At 68.3% G+C, this 18113-nt stretch carries 16 protein-coding genes, 1 tRNA gene and 1 other RNA gene; 5 read left to right on the forward strand and 13 right to left on the reverse strand.

What is annotated here, in order from left to right; all coding sequences use genetic code 11:
• Positions 1 to 4 precede the first annotated feature (4 nt).
• The 7 genes from JMT67_RS06290 to rnpB form a co-directional block, all read right to left on the reverse strand.
• Complete coding sequence (locus JMT67_RS06290) at positions 5 to 1435, reverse strand: UDP-N-acetylmuramoyl-tripeptide--D-alanyl-D-alanine ligase (protein WP_201462991.1); 1431 nt, start codon at positions 1433 to 1435, stop codon at positions 5 to 7.
• A complete protein-coding gene (locus JMT67_RS06295; RefSeq protein ID WP_201462992.1) occupies positions 1428 to 2888 on the reverse strand; it encodes a UDP-N-acetylmuramoyl-L-alanyl-D-glutamate--2,6-diaminopimelate ligase in 1461 nt (486 codons plus the stop codon). The genes JMT67_RS06290 and JMT67_RS06295 overlap by 8 nt, the downstream gene beginning before the upstream one ends.
• On the reverse strand, positions 2885 to 4657 hold the full coding sequence (locus JMT67_RS06300) for a peptidoglycan D,D-transpeptidase FtsI family protein (RefSeq protein ID WP_201462993.1): 1773 nt from the start codon (positions 4655 to 4657) through the stop codon (positions 2885 to 2887). The genes JMT67_RS06295 and JMT67_RS06300 overlap by 4 nt, the downstream gene beginning before the upstream one ends.
• Positions 4654 to 5103 (reverse strand): cell division protein FtsL, encoded by a 450-nt coding sequence (gene ftsL, locus JMT67_RS06305; protein WP_201462994.1) that lies wholly within the window; start codon positions 5101 to 5103, stop codon positions 4654 to 4656. The genes JMT67_RS06300 and ftsL overlap by 4 nt, the downstream gene beginning before the upstream one ends.
• Positions 5100 to 6068 (reverse strand): 16S rRNA (cytosine(1402)-N(4))-methyltransferase RsmH, encoded by a 969-nt coding sequence (rsmH, locus tag JMT67_RS06310; RefSeq protein WP_201462995.1) that lies wholly within the window; start codon positions 6066 to 6068, stop codon positions 5100 to 5102. The genes ftsL and rsmH overlap by 4 nt, the downstream gene beginning before the upstream one ends.
• Complete coding sequence (locus tag JMT67_RS06315; protein WP_054766445.1) at positions 6065 to 6541, reverse strand: division/cell wall cluster transcriptional repressor MraZ; 477 nt, start codon at positions 6539 to 6541, stop codon at positions 6065 to 6067. Before JMT67_RS06315 ends, rsmH begins: the two co-directional genes overlap by 4 nt.
• Before the next feature lie 394 nt (positions 6542 to 6935).
• Positions 6936 to 7315: RNase P RNA component class A (rnpB, locus tag JMT67_RS06320), an RNA gene on the reverse strand.
• Between the two features lie 111 nt (positions 7316 to 7426).
• Here rnpB and JMT67_RS06325 point away from each other — a divergent pair.
• Complete coding sequence (locus JMT67_RS06325) at positions 7427 to 8296, forward strand: hypothetical protein (RefSeq protein WP_201462996.1); 870 nt, start codon at positions 7427 to 7429, stop codon at positions 8294 to 8296.
• Here the strand turns inward: JMT67_RS06325 and JMT67_RS06330 are convergent.
• From JMT67_RS06330 to sppA, 3 genes are all read right to left on the reverse strand, one after another.
• Complete coding sequence (locus JMT67_RS06330) at positions 8293 to 9054, reverse strand: peptidoglycan recognition protein family protein (protein ID WP_201462997.1); 762 nt, start codon at positions 9052 to 9054, stop codon at positions 8293 to 8295. The genes JMT67_RS06325 and JMT67_RS06330 overlap by 4 nt on opposite strands.
• A 13-nt stretch (positions 9055 to 9067) precedes the next feature.
• A complete protein-coding gene (locus tag JMT67_RS06335; RefSeq protein ID WP_054766448.1) occupies positions 9068 to 9391 on the reverse strand; it encodes a hypothetical protein in 324 nt (107 codons plus the stop codon).
• A 115-nt stretch (positions 9392 to 9506) separates the two neighbouring features.
• A complete protein-coding gene (gene sppA / locus JMT67_RS06340; RefSeq protein WP_201462998.1) occupies positions 9507 to 11285 on the reverse strand; it encodes a signal peptide peptidase SppA in 1779 nt (592 codons plus the stop codon).
• Between the two features lie 226 nt (positions 11286 to 11511).
• On the opposite strand from sppA, the gene panD reads away from it, so the two are divergent.
• Positions 11512 to 11868, forward strand: a complete 357-nt coding sequence (gene panD, locus JMT67_RS06345; RefSeq protein WP_183214957.1) for an aspartate 1-decarboxylase — start codon at positions 11512 to 11514, stop codon at positions 11866 to 11868.
• Positions 11869 to 11937: 69 nt separating this feature from the next.
• Here panD and JMT67_RS06350 read toward each other — a convergent pair whose 3' ends face one another.
• On the reverse strand, positions 11938 to 12690 hold the full coding sequence (locus tag JMT67_RS06350) for an SIMPL domain-containing protein (protein WP_201462999.1): 753 nt from the start codon (positions 12688 to 12690) through the stop codon (positions 11938 to 11940).
• Positions 12691 to 12913: 223 nt separating this feature from the next.
• On the opposite strand from JMT67_RS06350, the gene JMT67_RS06355 reads away from it, so the two are divergent.
• Together JMT67_RS06355 and JMT67_RS06360 are read left to right on the forward strand one after the other, a co-directional pair.
• Positions 12914 to 12989 (forward strand) — tRNA-Ile (locus JMT67_RS06355).
• Positions 12990 to 13380: 391 nt separating this feature from the next.
• Positions 13381 to 14469: a hypothetical protein gene (locus tag JMT67_RS06360; RefSeq protein ID WP_201463000.1), complete on the forward strand. Its 1089-nt coding sequence runs from the start codon at positions 13381 to 13383 to the stop codon at positions 14467 to 14469.
• 137 nt (positions 14470 to 14606) lie between these two features.
• On the opposite strand, the gene JMT67_RS06365 is transcribed toward JMT67_RS06360, so the two are convergent.
• On the reverse strand, positions 14607 to 16100 hold the full coding sequence (locus JMT67_RS06365; RefSeq protein ID WP_201463001.1) for a serine hydrolase domain-containing protein: 1494 nt from the start codon (positions 16098 to 16100) through the stop codon (positions 14607 to 14609).
• Between the two features lie 79 nt (positions 16101 to 16179).
• Between JMT67_RS06365 and JMT67_RS06370 the strand changes: the two genes are divergently transcribed.
• Entirely contained in the window at positions 16180 to 16713 is a 534-nt protein-coding gene (locus tag JMT67_RS06370; protein ID WP_183214960.1) for a MarR family winged helix-turn-helix transcriptional regulator, read from the forward strand.
• Between the two features lie 12 nt (positions 16714 to 16725).
• Here the strand turns inward: JMT67_RS06370 and JMT67_RS06375 are convergent, their stop codons facing one another.
• Positions 16726 to 18045, reverse strand: coding sequence for an Hsp70 family protein (locus tag JMT67_RS06375; protein WP_183214961.1), 1320 nt, complete (start codon positions 18043 to 18045; stop codon positions 16726 to 16728).
• Between the last annotated feature and the right edge of the window lie 68 nt (positions 18046 to 18113).

Raw genomic sequence — 18113 nt, forward strand, 5'->3', positions numbered from 1 at the left:
GTCTCTATCGGGTCGCCGGGGGCGTGTCAGGGCTTGAAGGGGCGGTTTGAAGATCGGCCAGGGCCTTGGCGACCAGGGACGCCCTGGACCCGTTCGATCCCTTGACCATGACGATATCGCCGGGGCCCGCCAGCACGGACGCCTCGGCGGCGAGTTCGGCGGCGGTTTCGCGCCACAGGCCGCGTCGCGAGACCGGCAGGGCGTCGTACAGATGACGCATCTGGGGACCGGCCGCATGGACCAGGTCCAGGCCGGCGGCCTCGATCGGCTGGGCCAGGCCCTCGTGCAGGGCGCGGCTCTGGTCGCCCAGCTCCAGCATGTCGGTCAGGACCGCGATGCGGCGGCCGGCGGCGGGGCGGGCGGCCAGGCTCTTGAAGCCCGCCGTCATCGACAGGGGATTGGCGTTGTAGCTTTCGTCGATCAGGGTGAAGGCGCCGCCGAGGACGGCGACGGTGCGGGTCTGACCCCGTCCCGCCAGGGGCTGGAAGCCGGCCAGGGCCTGGAGCCCCGTCTCCAGTTCGACGTCCAGGGCGTTCAGCATCAGAAGGACGCACAGGCTGTTCAGCCCCCAATGGGCGCCGGACTGGGCCAGACGATACTCCAGCGGCTTGCCGAACAGTTCGGCGGCGACGGTCGCCCCCTCGGCGTCCGGGCGGAAGTCCTTGAGGCGGGCGTCATGGCCCGGATCGGTCCCGAAGGTGACCAGCCGCGCCCCGACCGCCCTGGCGGCGTCGCACAGCAGGCCCGAGAAGGCGACGTCGCCGTTGGCGACCGCCGTCCCGCCGGGGACCAGGCCCTGGAAGATGGAGGCCTTTTCGCGCGCCACCCCCGCCTCTCCATCCGAGAAGGCCTCGATATGGACCGGACCGACCGTGGTGACGCAGGCCGCGTGGGGGGCGACGAAGCGCGACAGGGGCGCGATCTCGCCGGGGGCGTTCATGCCGATCTCGAAGACGGCGCGCCGGGTCTCGACCGGCATCCGCGCCAGGGTCAGGGGCACGCCGATATGGTTGTTGTAGCTCTTGATCGAGGCGTGGGCCGGGCCGGCCAGATCAAGCCCCGCCTTGATCGCCTGGGTCACGCTGGTCTTGCCGACGCTGCCGGTGACGGCGCCGCGCTTGACCTGGGGGGCGCGCTCGCGGGCGGCGACGCCCAGGGCCTCCAGCCCGTGCAGGGTGTCGGGGACCACGACATAGGGTCCGCCCTCGACCGGCCGTTCGACCAGGGCGGCCGCCGCGCCGGCGGCGAAGGCGGAGGCTGCGAACTCATGCCCGTCGCGCGCGCCCTTCAGGGCCAGGAACAGATCGCCGGGGACGATCTCGCGGCTGTTGTAGGTCAGGCCCGTGACGGGGCGGTCGTCGCCGTGCAGCACGCCGCCCGTGGCGGCGGCGATCTCGGCGGCCGTCCAGAGCGGGCGGGCGGGTGTATCAGGCATACAAAGACAGGGCCTCGGACGCGACGGTGGCGTCGTCGAAGGGATGAGTCGTCCCGCCGACGATCTGGCCCTGTTCATGCCCTTTTCCGGCGATCACCACCACATCCCCGTCGCGCATCATTTCGATGGCGGCTTCGATGGCCGCGCGACGGTCGCCGATCTCCAGCGCATCCGGGCAGCCGGCGCGGACCTGGGCGCGGATCGCGGCGGGGTCTTCAGAGCGGGGATTGTCGTCGGTGACGATGGCGACGTCGGCCAGACGCGCCGCGATCTCGCCCATCAGGGGCCGTTTGCCGCGATCCCGGTCGCCGCCGGCGCCGAAGACCACGATCAGACGGCCGGTCGCATGGGGGCGCAGGGCGGTCAGCACCGTCTCCAGCCCGTCCGGCGTATGGGCGTAGTCGACATAGACCTCGCCGCGCCCGGTTTCCGGCCCGCCGATCCTTTGCAGCCGGCCCTGGGCGCCGGTCAGGCCTTCCAGGGCGCCGATGACGGCGTCGGGGCGGTCGCCGGCGGCGATGCACAGGCCCGCCGCCACCAGGGCGTTCGAGGCCTGGAAGGCGCCGGCCAGGGGCAACAGGATGTCACGCACCTCGCCCTGCACGTCCAGGGTCAGGCGCTGGCCCTCCGGCGTCGCCTGGCGGCCGATCAGGGTCAGGTCGCGCCCGCGTTCGCCCACGCCCATGACCCCCAGGCCCGCCATGATGGAGGCGGCGGCGAAGGCGGAATAGGCGTCGGAATCGGCGTTCAGCACCGCCGTGCGGCCGCGCGGCAGCAGGGCCTCGAACAGGCGCAGCTTGGCGGCGCGATAGGCGTCCATCGTGCCGTGATAGTCGAGATGGTCCTGGGTCAGGTTGGTGAAGGCCGCCGCCTTCAGCGCCACCCCGTCCAGACGCCGCTGGTCGATGCCGTGAGACGAGGCCTCGACCGCCACATGGGTCACGTTCTTGGCGGCCAGTTCGGCCATCAGGCGGGCGGCCTCGGCGGCGTCGGGACTGGTCAGGCCGGGCCCGGTCAGGGCGTAGGTCTTGTCGCCCTTCTGACCGACGACGCCCAGGGTGCCCATGCTGGCCGACTTGTGGCCCAGGCCCGCCCAGATTTGGCGGCAGAAGGCGGCGACCGAGGTCTTGCCGTTGGTGCCCGTCACCGCCACACAGGTCTTGGGCTGGGCGCCGTAGAAGCCGCGCGCGGCGATGGCGTAGGTCCGGCGCACGTCGCCCGAGGTGACCAGGACCGGCGCGACGCCGTCGGGCGTATCGGCCGGCGCCAAGACGGCGGCGGCGCCCTGGGCCAGGGCCTGGGGGATGAAGGCGCGGCCGTCGGCCGTCGTGCCCGGCAGGGCGACGAACAGGGCGCCGGGGGCGACCTTGCGGCTGTCGGCGGTCACGCCGGTGATGATCGGATCGGACGCCACGTCCCGGCGCAGCAGGTCGGACAGGTGCAGCGCGCTCACAGCCCGTCCCCCTGCACGTCCTGATATTGCGGGATCTTCTCGCCCGAGGCCGTGCGCCAGCGGTCGGCGCGGCGTTCGATGCCCAGGAAGCCGGCGATCCGGTCGGCGATGTTGCGCACGGCGGGCGCGGCCACATAGGCGCCGGTCTTGGGATAGGTTCCCGGCTCGTCCATCAGGACGAAGACGGCGTAGCGTTTGGCGGTCAGAGGCCCGTCCACGGGGAAGACGGCGGCGAAGGAGCCCAAGGCGTGACTGGGGTCATAGCGGCCGTTGACCAGCTTGTTGGCCGAGCCCGTCTTGCCCCCGACCCGCAGGCCCGGCGCATCGGCGAAGCCGCCAGAGCCCTTGACCACATTGGCGCGCATCAGCTCCAGCACCGCCCGCGAGGTGTCCTCGGTGACGATCTGCTGCGGCTTGGCGCCGCGCGCGCCGCCGCGACGCAGGGACAGGGGCACCATCCGCCCGCCGTTGGTCAGGGCGCCCATGGCCTGAACCATTTGGGCCGGGGTGATCATGATGCCGTAGCCGAAGGAGAGCGAGGCCAGGGTCGAGTTGTCCCAGCGACGCGGCAGGACCGGCCGGGCCGATTCCTTCAGCTCGATGGTGGAGGCGTCCAGCAGCCCCAGGCGCCGGAAATAGTCGCGCATCGTATCCGGCCCCATCTGCACCGCCAGCTGGGACGTGCCGATGTTGGACGAGTGCAGATAGACCTCTTCCAGGGTCATGACCCGGTTCTGGGCATGGAAGTCCTTGATCTTGCGGTCGCCGATCTGGAAGGCCTCGGAGGCGTCGAACAGGGTGCCCATGTCCGCCCGGCCGGTGTCGAGACCGGCCGCCACCGTAAAGGTCTTGAAGACCGAGCCCATTTCATAGTGGCCCGACACCGCCCGGTTCAGGGTCGCGCCGTCCGGCGCCGCACGGCGGTTCATCTGGCTGAAGTTGGGCCAGCTGGCCATGGCCAGGACTTCGCCGGTCTGGACGTCGGTGACGATGGCGACGGCGCCCTTGGCCTGGTTCTTGATCGCGGCGGCGGCCAGTTCGTTCTCGACCACCCCCTGGACGCGCAGGTCGATCGACAGGGGGAAGCTTTCGCCGCGTTGGCCCGCCGCCCGGATTTCGTCGTTGAAGGCCAGTTCGGCGCCGGAGATCCCCTGCCCGCCCGTATCGGCGTCGCCGATCAGGTGAACGGCCGAGGTTCCCAGCGGATAGGCGCGCCGGTCCTCCGGCTCGAAGGTCACGCCGCCCAGGGCCAGATCATGGACGGCGGCCTTCTCCTGGGGCGTCAGACCGGTCAGCACGATCAAGCGGCGGTCGCCGTCCAGCACCCGTCGAAGCCGCTCGGCCGGAATGCGCGGCAGGGCGCGGCGCAGCTGGCGATAGGCCAGGCCGCGGTCCCAGATCTCCGCCGGGTCGATATAGAGGCCATAGTGGACGATGTTGATCGCCAGCAGCTCGCCGTTGCGGTCCGTCAGGTCGCCGCGCACCAGGGCGTCGGGGCTGGCGCCGAAGCCATGGGCGCCGGCCGGGGCCAACAGGGCCCGATAGGCGGCGCCCAGCGCCAGACCGGCGAAGACGCAGGAGAAGACGATCAGGATCAGGAAGATGCGGACGCGGGTGTCCTCTTCCGGCCGGGCGTCGGCGCGGGCGCGTTCGAAGCCGTGCTCCAGCCGCCAGACCAGTTCCGACAGCCAGCGCCAGAAGGGCGACAGCCGGCCTTGCAGATCCACGCCCGGCGCCGGCCGGTGATAGCGATGATCCTGAACCGTCATTGCGCCGCCTCATCGGATGAGTCGTCGGCAAACAGGCCGGAGGACGGGGCGGCGGACGGGGTGGCGGCCTGAGGCTGAGCCGGGGACGCAGGCGCCGCGGCCGACTTCAGGTGCGGCAACTGGGCTTCATCGGCCTGGCGACGGACGTCGACCGGAGCCATGCCGATCTGGCGCGACAGATTTTCCAGCCGGGCGGGCTGTTCCAGACGGGCCACCTCGGCGCGCAGCAGGCGGACCCGCTGGCGGTTTTCGCGAATGTCGCGCTCAAGCTCGGCGATGCGGCTGCTTTCGCGCGCGGCGGCGGCCTTGGCCGCATAGACCGAGACGATCATCACCGCGACCAGGGTCACGCCGATGATCTCGATCCAGCGGACGCCGCGGATCTTCCAGTCGAACAGCCGTTGCAGGGCGTTGCGGGAATAGCCGAAGAAGGGCGCCGTGGTCATGCCGCCATCCTCCTCTTTTCGGGCGCCCAGGCCGGGGCCTCGGTGCGGATCGCCGCCCGCAGCTTGGCCGAACGGGCGCGCGGATTGGCGGCGCGCTCGGCCTCGCCCGCTTCGCGCGCGCCCTTGAACTGAAGGTTGAAGCTGGGCTTGCGCGGGTCGACGGCCATGGGGGCGTGACGCGATCCAGCCGGCGTATTGCCCGTCCGCTCGGTCAGGAAGGCCTTCACGATCCGGTCTTCCAGAGAATGGAAGGTGACGACGGCCAGACGGCCGCCGGGGGCCAGGGTCGCTTCGGCCGCCTCCAGCCCACGCTCCAGCTCGCCCAGTTCGTCGTTCACGGCGATGCGCAGGGCCTGGAAGACCCGCGTCGCCGGATGGATGGGCGCGCCGCGACGGCCGCCCAAAGCCTTTTCGACCACCTCGGCCAGGTCCAGGGTGCGGGTGAAGGGCTGCTCGGCCCGGCGACGCAGGATGGCGGTGGCGACCCGCCCCGACTGACGCTCTTCGCCGTACAGTTTAAAGATGTGGGCCAGGGGGCCGTGGTCCCAGCCGTTGACGATGTCGGCGGCGGTCTCGCCCTCATCGGACATCCGCATGTCCAGCGGCCCGTCGCGCATGAAGGAGAAGCCGCGCTCGGCCTGATCCAGCTGCATCGACGAGACGCCGATATCGAAGACGGCGCCGTCCAGCCGGGCCTTGCCGCTGTCGGCAAAGGCTTGGGCCAGGCCCGAGAAGGGAGTGCGGACAAGTTGAAACCGGTCGGGGAAGTCGGCGGCCACGGCGTCGGCGTGGGGCTGAACCGTCGGATCGCGATCCAGGGCGATCACCGCGGCGCCGGTCGCCAGAATGGCGCGCGTATAGCCGCCGGCGCCGAAGGTGGCGTCGATCACGACCTCGCCGGGCGCGGGCTTAAGGGCCTCCATCACCTCGGCGAGCAGGACGGGGGCGTGGGGCGCTTCAGTCACGAACCGCCTCCCGCCAGCTTCATCTGGGCCGCCAGTTTCAGCGCGCCGATCTGGGCCATGCCGGCCTTGGCCAGGGCGCGCTGTTCGGCGCGACGGGCCGCCCACTTCTCGCGCGACCAGATCTGGAACCGGTCGTTCAAGCCGACGATGACGACCGTGTCCTCCAGACCCGCCTCGGCGCACAGGGATTCGGGCAGGGTGATGCGGCCGCCCGCGTCATAGGCCAGGCGGACCTGTTCGCCCATCACCTGCCATTCCAGGGCCGAACGTTCCTCGGAGCCGAACGGCAGGGATTCGATCATCTCGGCATAGACGGCGAACAGGCGGTCGCCGCCCGCTTCCAGACAGTCGGCCTCGATGGAAGGGAAGATGAAGACGCCGCCGGCCGCGCCGTTTTCAGCCGTGCGGAAATCATTGGGGATCAGGAGACGGCGCTTGCCGTCCAGCTGCTTCTCGTAGGTCGAGAGAAACACGCCCTGCCCAATCGAACCCTTCGGCCCGTCCCTTAGATGCCTGACGAACGCCCGCCGCGCCCGCCTCTCAGCCCCATCTCATGAGAGTGGGATAGCATGGGATGAAATGGGTCTCAATGGGATCAGCAGTGTTACTTAACCATGTTTTCACGCGATTGGACTTGAAGTCGCTCCGACGGAGAGAACATAAGCGGAACTTGCAAAGTATTCACAGGCTGTGGATCAGTCTAGGCAGTCCAGCGCCCACAAGAGGTTAACGGGCGCCGCCGTGTGGACGGCCCGATCCGGCGGCGAAAAATGGGGATGGAAGCAACTGCCTCAAGCAGGCTGAAGACGCGCAGCCCAAACGAACGGCCTCAAGTAGGCCGAAGGCCGATAGGCCCTCAAAAAAAGATATGCCAGACGGCCTGTAAGCCGGGTTTTGTTCCGCCCCGAAGGACGGCGACGATCATTCCTCTGGACCGTCCATTGCTGAACGGTTCTCGCGACCTACCCGGACATCCAGGGCGGTGAGCCCCGCGAGGCGAACCCCGCACGATGTCCCTATTTGGTCTTGCTCCAGGCGGGGCTTGCCATGCCGTCCCTGTCGCCAGGTCCGCGGTGGGCTCTTACCCCACCCTTTCACCCTTGCCGCCCGCGAACGGGAGGCGGTTTGCTTTCTGTGGCGCTATCCCTCGGGTCGCCCCGGGCGGAAGTTATCCGCCGCCTTTTCACCGTGGAGCCCGGACTTTCCTCGACGGACGCGAAGTCCGCCGCGACCGCCCGGCCGTCTGGCGGGGGCTAGATGCGCCGCCCGGCCGCCCAGGTCAACAGCAGGCGGATCATTCGCGGCTTGACGAGACCGGGGGCGCCGTGACTGCTGGGCGTGGCTGGAGGGGCGAGACCATGACGAAGACGGCGACGAACAAGAGCGTGCGGCTGATGGCGGTATTCGGCCTGGCGTCCCTGGCCGCCGTGGGATTGGGCGCCGCCGTCTGCGCCCTCAGCGGCGTATCGGCGGCCTCCTGGGGACGGAACCTGGCGGCCTGGCTGGTCGGGGCGGTGATCGCCGCTGCCCTGGCGGCGGCGGGGCGGCGCATCGTCTCGCCGGGGGCGGCGCTGGCGGTCGCCGGACTGGCCGTGGCGGGGCTGGCGGCCAGCTTCTTCAATCCAGCCCAGGAGGGGGTGCATCGCTGGATCGACGCCGGGCCGCTGCACGTCAATATCGCCATGGTCGTCCTGCCGTCCCTGTCGGTCGTGCTGGCGGCGGCCGAGGATCGTCGGGCGATCTGGGGCGCCGCCGTCGCAGCCCTGATCCTGCTGGTCGCCCAGCCGGACGCTTCTCAGACCACGACCCTGGCGGCGGTCCTGATCCTGGTCGCCGCCTTTCGCGCGCCCAGCCGTGGAGTGAAGGCCGCTTTGATCCTGTTCGCCGGACTTGCGGCTGCGGCGGCCTGGATGCGGCCCGATCCGTTGCAGCCGGTGGCCGAGGTTGAGGAGATCGTCGGCCTGGCCTTCCAGATCTCGCCCCTGATCGGGGGCCTGGCCCTGATCCTTCTGGCCGTCTTCACAGCGGTTCCGGCCGTCCTGACCCGGGCCGACGCCAGACTGAAGCTGGCCGGGGGCGCGTTGAGCCTGTGTCTGGCCGCCTGGGCGGTCACGCCCTTGTTCGGCGCCTTTCCGGTTCCCCTGGTCGGGGTGGGCATGAGCCCGATCCTGGGCGCCTGGCTGGGGGTCGGACTGCTGGCGGCGACGGCGCGCGCGCGAACCTACTAATCCAGCACGCCCGTGACGCTCTCGACGCTGGCCAGCTGCAGCAGGCCGACCAGACGGGCGCGGGTCTCGCCGTCGGCGACGCCGTCGACGCGCCCGGGCCGCCAGTGGCGCTGGAAGGCGCGGACGGTGGTCTCGGTCTCGACGTCATAGTCGCCGCCGGGCGCCAGCCCATAGCCCAGCCGGTGCAGGCCGGCGCGCAGGACCACGACCCCGATCCCCTGGTCGCCCTTCTGCAGCAGGCCGCCCAGGGCCTTGATCCGTTCGGGCGCCGGTTCGAACCACAGGCCGTGTCCGGCCTCGGCCAGCCGCTTCCAGGGAAAGAGTTCGCCGGGATCGGCCTTGCGATCCGGCGCCAGGTCGGAATGGCCGATGATGCGGTTGTCCGGAATGGTCCAGCGCTGGCGAATCTCGCCGATCAGGGCGATCACCGCGGCGATCTGGGCCTCGGGAAAGGGGCGATAGCCGAACTCATGGCCCGGATTGACGATCTCTATGCCGATGGAGACGGCGTTGCAGTCGTCCTCGCCCCGCCAGACGCCCCGACCGGCGTGCCAGGCGCGCCGTTCCTCGGGCGCCAGCTGGAAGATGCGGCCGTCCTCCTCGACCAGATAATGGGCCGAGACCTTGGCCTCCGGGTCGCGCAGACGGGCCAGGGCGGCCTCGCCGGTCTCCATCCCGGTATAGTGCAGGACCAGCATATCGGGCGGCGCCCGGCGCGCATCGAAGTTCGGCGAGGGCGCCGCGATCAGCTCAACCATGGTTCAGGGGGCTTCAGCGGCCGTGGCGGTCCCAGCCGTAGGCGACCCAGGTGCCGTTGACCTTGTGAGCCTCGATCAGCTCGGGGTCTCCGGCGCGACGGCGCGGGGTCAGGTTGCGGCGCGCCCGCATGGCCAGACCGGCCAGAAAGACCAGCACGCCGGCGAACAGGGCGATCACGGCCACCGCGGCGGCGGTGAAGACGGCCAGAACAGCGCCTACCGCCATGGCGGCGACGGCGGCGATCAGGCCGGCGACCCACAGGATGGAGGCCACCAGGCCGTTGGGCCGGCGACGGGCCGCGACCCCCAGGGAGGCGAGACGTTCAGACTGGAACATGGATCATCCTTTCAGACGTTCCGCAGAACGCCCAAGCCTCAATGTCGGTCCATTGAGACGTGCGGTCAATGGAGCGCCCCCTCACGCCTGTGTGCGATGGATCGTCACGCCTCCTTCAGAAGACCGGCTGATCGGCCAGGACGACCGCGCCCTCGCTGCGCATCCGTTCGCCTTCGATGCGGCGCATGACGGCCTGGGCCTGAGGGTCGGCCATGACCCCGCCCAGCATGACCAGGGCCTGGGCCGCCTCGCTCTGGACCCCGAACATTTCCGACAGGGCCTCCCACGGCGACTTCTGCTTGGGGAAATGTTTGAAGCGGACCGACTCGCCGGCCGGAATCTTGGCCAGGGCCTTGGCCTTGGCCACCGCCTCGTTCAGCCCGCCCAGCTGATCGACCAGACCCAGAGGCAGGGCCTGGGCGCCGGTCCAGACCCGGCCCCTGGCGATCTCGCGCACCCGCGCCGGCTCCAGCTTGCGGCCGGTGGCGACGCGCGTGATGAAGTCGTCGTAGATCCGGTCCATCGAGGCCGCAAAGGCCGCGCGCTGGCTGTTGGTGAAGGGCTGGGTCGGGGAGAAGGCGTCGGCGTAGGAACCACCCACGGTCAGCTCGCGCATGTCCACGCCGAACCGGCCCAGGGCGTCGGCGATCACGAACTTGCCGCCGAACACGCCGATCGAGCCGGTCAGGGTCGAGGGCTGGGCCACGATCCAGTCGGCTTCGGAGCTGATCCAATAGCCGCCGGAGGCGGCGTAGGCGCCCATGGAGACCACCACCGGCTTGCCGGCGGCCTTGGCCGCGCGCACGGCGGCCAGGATCTGTTCCGACGCCTCGGGCGAGCCGCCGGGCGAGGAGACACGGAAGACGATGGCCTTCACGCTCTTGTCCTCAATGGCGTCATAGATGGCTTCGGCCGTATCGTCCGAATGGATGGAGGAGCCGCCGCCGAAGCCGCCGCCGTCGCTGCGGCCGGTCACGATCGCCCCTTCCCCGCCGACGATGGCTATGGCGTTGCGGCCCGATCCGGTCCGTTCGCCCTTTTCAGAGACGTATTTGCCGAATTCGACGATCTCGGCGCCCTTGCCGGCGCGGCGCTTGATCTCGGCCTCGGCCTCCTCGACCTGGCCGATCTTGTCGACCAGCTTGTTCGAAAGGGCCTGTTCCGCCGAATAGGGGCCGGCCTCGATCACCGCCTTCAGGGCGGCCGGGGTCGTCTTGCGGTCCTGGGCGGCGTTGGCCAGGGCGCTGTCGTACAGCGACGTCATCCAGGCCGTCATGGCCTCGCGGTGGGCGGGGGTGTAGTCGCTCTGGGTGTATTCGTTGACGGCGTTCTTGTATTCGTAGCGCTGCTCGAAATCGGCGCGGACGCCGTATTTGTCGAACGCCCGGCCCAGGAACAGACTGTCGGCCGAGAAGCCGGTGGCCTGGAAGCCGGCGGTGTTCTGCATCCACAGTTCCGACGCCGAGGCGCCGACCATATAGGTGGACATCACCGCGCCCGCAGGGGCGAAGCCCTGGCTGTGAGCGATGACCGGCTTGCCCGAGGCGCGGAAGCGGCGGATCGCCTGGCGCAGCTCATCCGCCGAGGCCGGGGTCATGCCGCTTTCCGGCAGGCGGACCAGCACGGCCTTGACGCCGGCGTCCTCCTGGGCCTGGGCCAGACCGTCCACCACCTGGGTCACCGACAGGCCCGATCCCCCGAAGGCCGCGAACGGATTGGTCGAGGGCTGGTCGCTGATCCCCTCGCGCAGGTCCAGTTCCAGCACCATGGTCGCGGGCGTCGTCGGCTTGGAGGCGCCGGCGATGGCGACCGTCAGCAGAACGACCGGGACCACGACGACGAACAGGATCAGTCCGGTGAAGACACCCAGAACCGTCAGAAAGAATTGCTTCATGGGAAAAGGCGCGCTCGCAAGAGGCCGGAATGGCTCAGCCGCACCATAGAGCGGGAACGGTCACCGTCAAATGAACGTCGTGCAACGTGCGGGCGCAGTTCGGCGCCGCACACGGCCGCGGTTGCAATGCGGCGCCGCGATTGATGCGGAGAGCGGAAATCCCTATATGAGCCGCCTGCGAGCGGGGGCTGATCGCCCCGTGTCCTATTTCGGAGACCGCCGTCCCATGCTGGTCACCCTGATGAAGTCCAAGCTGCACCGGGCCACGGTGACCCAGGCCGACCTCGATTACGAGGGGTCGATCGCCATCGACATGGACCTGCTGGACGCGGCCGGAATCTATCCGAACGAACAGGTCGATGTGCTGAACATCACCAACGGCGCCCGTTTCACCACCTACGCCATCGAGGCCCCGCGCGGCTCCAAGGTGATCGGCGTCAACGGCGCCGCCGCGCGCCTGGTCCAGAAGAACGACAAGGTGATCGTCGTCACCTACGGCCAACTGCCCCAGGAAGAAGCCCGCCAGTGGACGCCCAACGTGGTGCTGTTGGACGACAACAACGAGATCAAGCGCCCGGCCTGAGCCGAGATCGTCGCCGATGCAAAAAAGGCCCGCCGGCGACGGCGGGCCTTTCTCATTCTGCGCCCAGGATCAGCGGGCGATGTCGTAGACGCCGGTGATGTCGATCCGCACCGTCAGTTCGCCGGCGGCCACCGGCGTGCTGTCACGGCTTTCCATGGCCACGGCGCGGGCGGCGAACATCGGCTGCGGCGGCTGGGGCGCATAGCCGCCGCCTTCGCTCAGGTTGCGGATGCCCGCCAGCTGGACGTTCAGGGCCTGGGCGTACAGCTGGGCCTTGGCCTGAAGCGCCTGCACGGCCAGTCGGCGCGCCTGGTCCTCGGCCGCCGAGGGATCCTTCAGGCCGAAGCTGATGCCGTCGATCTGATTGACCCCGGCGGCCACCACGGCGTCGGCGGTGGTCCCGACCTTGGTCAGGTCGTTGATCGTCACCGTCACCCGATTCACGGCCTGATAGCCGCGCAGCTTGGGCGGTTCGTTCTGCTGATAGTCATATTGCGCCGACAGGTTCAGGCCCGAGGTCTGGACATCGCGCTCGGCGATCCCGGCGCGGCGCAGGGCGGCCATGACCTGGGTCATGCGGGTCGCATTGTCGCGCATCGCCTCCTGGGCCGTCGCCGCCTCGGTCTGGACGCCGAAACTGATGGTCGCCATGTCCGGCGCGGCCTTGACCTCGCCATAGGCCGACAGGTTCAGCGAGGGCGGAGGCTGCATCATTTGGACGCCCGGCTGGACCGTCTGGGCCGCAGCCGGCGCGACGGCGCCCATCACCGCAGCGGCCGTAAGGGCCCCGCCCAGCATCAGGGATTGGAAGGCGCGTTTCATGAAGATGTCTCCGTGGAAGATCCCGACCGACGGGGTCGTCGATCCATGGCCGTAACCTTGGCCTTTTACGCCTGAACGAACGTCCGGTCGTCGATGTCGGTTTCCGTTCATCTTGATGAATTCGCCGAAACGGACGCGGCGAAGATCAGGCCCTTGGCAAGCCGCGCCCTCCCCTGCTAGGCCGTTCCTCCCGCCGCGCCGCGCCTCTCGGCCGCGTCCCTGGGGGCCTGTAGCTCAATGGTTAGAGCCGACCGCTCATAACGGTCTGGTTGGGGGTTCGAGTCCCTCCGGGCCTACCACGGGACTTCTTTCTCTGAATTTCTCAGCCCTCAGGGGTCTAGCCGAAACGGCCGAACACAAGTAGTCAAACAGCAGATCGCTTGTGCGGTCGATGTCGAACACCCACTTCTCTCTCTTCCAACCGTCGGGAACACGGCGGCGGCGAAGGGATTTTCTTAATCATGGGCCGTTAGGCTCTGAACGTCGGTATTTTCCGACTCTGGAAGCGAGGCAATGAGTATGCGTGCGACCGAAACGATCTAAGCCCCGCCAGCGGGCTGCTGGTTTTTCGCCGAACGGCGAGTGAAAGGGACAGGGCCTCACCAGCCCTGTCCTTTTTGCTTTTTGGCCCTTCCTTTTTGGATTGCCGCGTTCGCTGAAAACGAGCTTTATGCCACCGGGAGGCGCGTGATGTTCAAAGGCAGGTGGTGGGACAGGCTGGGTTGGTTGGCGGGCGCCATAACCTGGATCGCGGGCTGGGCGGCGATCTTTTGGCCGCCGATCAGAGAGTATGGAAAATGCGTGGCGATCAGCGATCCTGCCTTGGCCCACCGGCTGAACGCTGTTGCGGCGGGCCAAGCAGGCGAACTGCCCAAGGTCTGCACCCACGACGCCGTCGACACCTTCATCGCCCTCCTGCAAATCCCGACGCCGATCTATCCAGACGTGCCGATCGGCGGCTATCTGTTCTTGGCGGCGAGCGTCATACCCTTGGTGGTGCTGGGCATCTGGGTTCGACAGGCGATCGAATACTGGGACAATGCGCGCGTCCCACTGTCGGTTTTGGAGACCGACGTCACCCTAAGCTTCGCCGAGCCCGACATGAAGCGGGCAATTTTGACGAGGAAGCAATTCTTCCACGCCAACCAACCCGACGTGGGCGCCTATCATTCGACCACCAAGGTGGATGGGGAAAAGGCGTCGATAGACCCCGACCACCAAGTCTTTGACGCCCAGGTCGGACATCGCTCGATCAAGGGGGAAATCATAAAGCAGGGCAACGAAAAATCGATCAATGTGATCGAGATCTACAACGAATCCCTGCCTCGAAATCCGCTCATAACCATACTGCCCAACCAGGTAGTACATTCGATTTACAAGAATTTCGGCGCATTCTTCAATGTGATCGTCAAGAGAACGACTGTCATTCATCTGGTCGATGAATACAACGCAAAAGAACCGTTCTACTCCATATCTTCGATGCGATATCCGGTGACGAACGTAAAACTGAGGTTCCTTTTCCATTCTGAAACCGCGCCGTCTCCAGAAGACATCTCCGCCTTCCTGATCAAGGACAATCTGGCGATGCGGCTGGCCTTGCCCCCTTGCCATGAGGGCGCCTTCACCACCTATGAGGTGGCGGTGCGAGAGTTCAAATCCGCGACGATCCGCGTCGCCTGGAACAATCGGAACCTGTTCGCTTGGAAGGAGCGGCAGCCGACGGCGGACAAGCCGTCTCAGCCGCCAGCCCCGACCGCGGAGAAGCCTGCGAAGAAATGAGACGTCGCGCCGAACGCGCAGCGCGAGCCTCAGCCGCCCTGGGTCCAGCGTTCGACGTCCGGCTCCAGTCCGATCAGGGCCAGGCCGGCGGGGATGGATTCGAACTCGCGGAAGACTCGGTCCGACAGCGCTCGCCGTCAGCTTTCAGGGAGGCCTTTTAGGCGCTTCAGCCCCTCGCGGGCGTACTCATTGTCTGGATCGAGCCGCAGCGACGTTTCGAAATGGGCGATCGCCGCTGCAAAGTCGCCCTCGGCCGCTGAAAGGTCGGCGAGGCCGTCATGGCTGAACGCCGATTGCGGAAACTGTTCGAGGGTGAAGGCGAACAGGCGGCGCGCCTCCTCCATCGCGGGCAGGCCGGACAGTTCATAGCCGATCTCGACCAAAAGTTCATCGGTGGCGAAGGCTTCGGCCGAGGGCTGGGCCGCCTTCATGGCCTGATACTGGCGGATTCCAGCCTCGGCCCCGCCCGCCATCACCGCGTCCAGGATCACCGTCTTGGGCTGAACATCCGGCAAGGACGTCGCCTCGCCGAAGTAGAGGCCGGCGAGAGCCCGGGCCGTCCCGCCGCCGCTGGCCTCGTCGCTGTTGCTGAGGACCACGATGGTCAGGTCGTCTTCGGGGAAGCGGGCGACCATGTTGGAAAACCCCGGCCCGCTGCCCGCATGGCCGACCATACGGCGACCGTGCCAGGTGCGAATCTCCCAGCCGAAGCCGTAGTTGTTGCGCGCCCCTTCGGTCATCTGGGCCAGGGAGGCGGGCGAGACCAGCCGACCGCCGTCGACGGCCTGGGCCCAGGTCGACAGATCGTCCACGGTGCTGCTCAGCCCCGCCTCGCCATAGACGCCGGTCATCGACTGCGGCGTCGCCTCGATGAAGGCGGAGCCGATCGAATAGTAGCCGGTCGCCAGATGAGGGATGATCCGCCGAGAGGCGTTGAAGACCGTGTGGTCCATGTGAAGCGGCGTCAGAATCCGCTCACGCAGGACCTCCGGATAGGGTTTGCCGGCGACCCGTTCGATGATCGTCCCCAAAAGGTTGTAGCCGGTGTTGCTGTACCGATAGCCCTGGCCCGGCGCGAATTCGAGCGGCCGGTCCCGCACCAGGGCCACGACGCCGCCCGGGCCGTAGGTTCGGCTGTCCAGGGTTTCGTCCCAGTCCGGCAGGCTGGTGTAGTTGGGGATTCCCGAGGTGTGGGTCAGCAGCTGCCGCACGGTGACGGCCCGCCAAGCCGGGGGACAGTCGGCGAGGTGGTCGCAGGCCAGGTCATCGACGCTGAGCCGGCCCTCCTCCTTCAGCATCATGATCAGAAGGGCGGTGAAGGGCTTGGTGACCGAGGCCAGTTGATAGACGGTGTCGGTGTCATTGGGGACGTCGAAGGCCCGGTTCGCCAGTCCATAGCTTCCCCGGAAGACAGGCCTCCCGTGCGCGGCGACCAGGACAGTCCCGCTGAAGGCCGCGTTCTGCACCGCCGCCTTCATATAGGCGTCGAAGGCCGCGCTCAGATCGGGTGCGACGGCGGACGGTGACGGGGCTGACTGGAGCTGGGCGGCCTGGATCGAGGTCGCGCACGCGCCGCTCAGCAGGGCGCAGGCAGCTGCGGCAGCCGCGCGCCAGGTCTTGTTCAAAGCCACGTCAAATCCTCCGTCACATCCAGATATCTTTGCATCAAATTATTTTACGTCAAGATATTTTACACAAAGGTTTGTGCGCGTGGTTTTCACCGCCTATCCTCCCCCCATGATCCAGACCCCCTCCTCGCCGGACGTGATCGACGCCGTCCTGGCTGACTGGCGAAACGCGCGGCCCCAAACCCAGGCCGACGCCCTGAACATCGTGGGACGCATCCTGTGGCTGGGGCGACGGTACGAAGAGGCCGTGGCGCAGATGCTGGCCGAACACGGCCTGTCCTATTCCGACTATGACGTGCTCGCGACCTTGCGCCGCGCCGGCGCGCCCTTCGAACTGTCGCCGACGGATCTGGCTAAGCGTGTCCTGCTGAGCTCCGGCGGCCTGACGGCCTGCCTGCGGCGTCTGGAGACGCGAGGCCTGGTGTCGCGCCACAGTGTGAAGGAAGACCGCCGACGCCTGTTGGCGCAGCTGACGCCGGAAGGTCTGACCCTGGTCGAGGGTTTCATAGACCCGCGTTTCGCCATGGCCGAACGCGCGCTGGCCCCGCTGGACCCGACCCAGAGACGGGAGGCGGAGACGGTGCTGCGCCGCCTGATGACGGCGGCGGAAGACTGAGGCTGCTGCGAATCAGCCGCCCTGGGTCCAGCGTTCGACGTCGGGCTCCAGTCCGATCAGGGCCAGGCCGGCGGCGATGGATTCGAACTCGCCGCCGGTCTCGATCCGGTCGGGGCCGAAGCGGCGGGTGAACAGGGCGCGGACGGCGGGGGTCAGGGAGGTGCCGCCGGTCAGGAAGACGCGGTCGATGGCGGAGGGGTCCAGGCCGGAGCGGTCGATGGCCTGATCCAGCGCCGCCTCCATCTCGGCCAGTTCGGGGGCGATCCAGGCGTCGAACTGGGCCCGCGTCACCGTCGCCTCGATCCGCACCCCGCCCGCGACGAAACGGAAGTCGGCCGTCTCGTCGCGGGAGAGATCCTGTTTCAGGCTGGAGACGGCGCGGTACAGGGCGTGGCCGTGGTTGTCGTCCAGCACCTCGATCAGCCGCTCGATCTTCTCGGGCTCAAGCGAGGTGGTCGCCAGGGCGCGGATGTCGCGCATGTCGCGCGACGCCCGCAGCAGGGCCAGCTGGTCCCAGCGGGCGAAGGCGGAATAATAGCGCTGGGGCGCCGGCAGGGTCTTGCCCAGGCTGGTGTAGAAACTGCCCTTGCCCAGTTCGGGCGAGACCAGATGGTCGATGATCCGATAGTCGAAGGCGTCGCCGGCCACCCCGACGCCGGACTGGGCCAGGGGCGTGGATTTCAGCCCCTCGGGCGTGCGTTCGAACCGGACGATGGAGAAGTCGCTGGTGCCGCCGCCGAAGTCGGCGACCAGGACGGTGGCGTCCCGTTCCAGGGTGCGGGCGAAATAGAAGGCGGCGCCGACGGGTTCATAGGCGTAGCGGACGTCCTCGAACCCCAGCCGCTTGAACGCCGTCTCGTAGCGCGACAGGGCCAGGGCCTCGTCGGGCCGATTGCCGGCGAAGGTCACGGGGCGGCCGACGATGACGCGGGGCGGCAGATCGGCCATGGCGGCCCCCGCATGGTGGCGCAGCTTCAGCAGGAAGGCGGACAGCAGATCCTCGAACGTATAGCGCCGGTCGTGGATGCGGGTCTCGGTGAAGGCGGCGCTGGCGGCGAAGGTCTTGAACGACTGAATGAAGCGCGTGTCCACCGGATCGTCCACATAGGCCTCGATGGCCCAGGGTCCGGCCTCGACCACCCGTTCGGGACGGCCGCCGTCCTCGGCCGGATGGAACTGGAAGCTGAGGGCCGAGCGGAAGGTGGAGACGCCGCCCGCCCCGTCAACCGTGAAACGGACCAGCTCGGCGCCGGTCGCAGGATCGGCCAGGGCCACGACCGAATTGGTCGTGCCGAAGTCTATGCCGATCGTGATCGGCTGCGGCGTGGTCATGACCCGGCTCCTCGAAGGGCGGGCTTCCTACAGTGTCCCGGCGGATTAGGAAACGCCGGATCGCGGCT

This window comes from Brevundimonas aurantiaca, from assembly GCF_904830995.1.
GTDB classification, from domain to species: Bacteria; Pseudomonadota; Alphaproteobacteria; order Caulobacterales; family Caulobacteraceae; genus Brevundimonas; species Brevundimonas aurantiaca.

Bases quoted from the DNA above. Each gene is read 5' to 3' on its own strand.
- JMT67_RS06290 (WP_201462991.1), bottom strand. From the start codon at position 1,435: ATGCCTGATACACCCGCCCGCCCGCTCTGGACGGCCGCCGAGATCGCC.
- JMT67_RS06300 (WP_201462993.1), bottom strand. From the start codon at position 4,657: ATGACGGTTCAGGATCATCGCTATCACCGGCCGGCGCCGGGCGTGGAT.
- ftsL (WP_201462994.1), bottom strand. From the start codon at position 5,103: ATGACCACGGCGCCCTTCTTCGGCTATTCCCGCAACGCCCTGCAACGG.
- JMT67_RS06325 (WP_201462996.1), top strand. From the start codon at position 7,427: ATGACGAAGACGGCGACGAACAAGAGCGTGCGGCTGATGGCGGTATTC.
- JMT67_RS06330 (WP_201462997.1), bottom strand. From the start codon at position 9,054: ATGGTTGAGCTGATCGCGGCGCCCTCGCCGAACTTCGATGCGCGCCGG.
- JMT67_RS06335 (WP_054766448.1), bottom strand. From the start codon at position 9,391: ATGTTCCAGTCTGAACGTCTCGCCTCCCTGGGGGTCGCGGCCCGTCGC.
- sppA (WP_201462998.1), bottom strand. From the start codon at position 11,285: ATGAAGCAATTCTTTCTGACGGTTCTGGGTGTCTTCACCGGACTGATC.
- panD (WP_183214957.1), top strand. From the start codon at position 11,512: ATGCTGGTCACCCTGATGAAGTCCAAGCTGCACCGGGCCACGGTGACC.
- JMT67_RS06350 (WP_201462999.1), bottom strand. From the start codon at position 12,690: ATGAAACGCGCCTTCCAATCCCTGATGCTGGGCGGGGCCCTTACGGCC.
- JMT67_RS06360 (WP_201463000.1), top strand. From the start codon at position 13,381: ATGTTCAAAGGCAGGTGGTGGGACAGGCTGGGTTGGTTGGCGGGCGCC.
- JMT67_RS06375 (WP_183214961.1), bottom strand. From the start codon at position 18,045: ATGACCACGCCGCAGCCGATCACGATCGGCATAGACTTCGGCACGACC.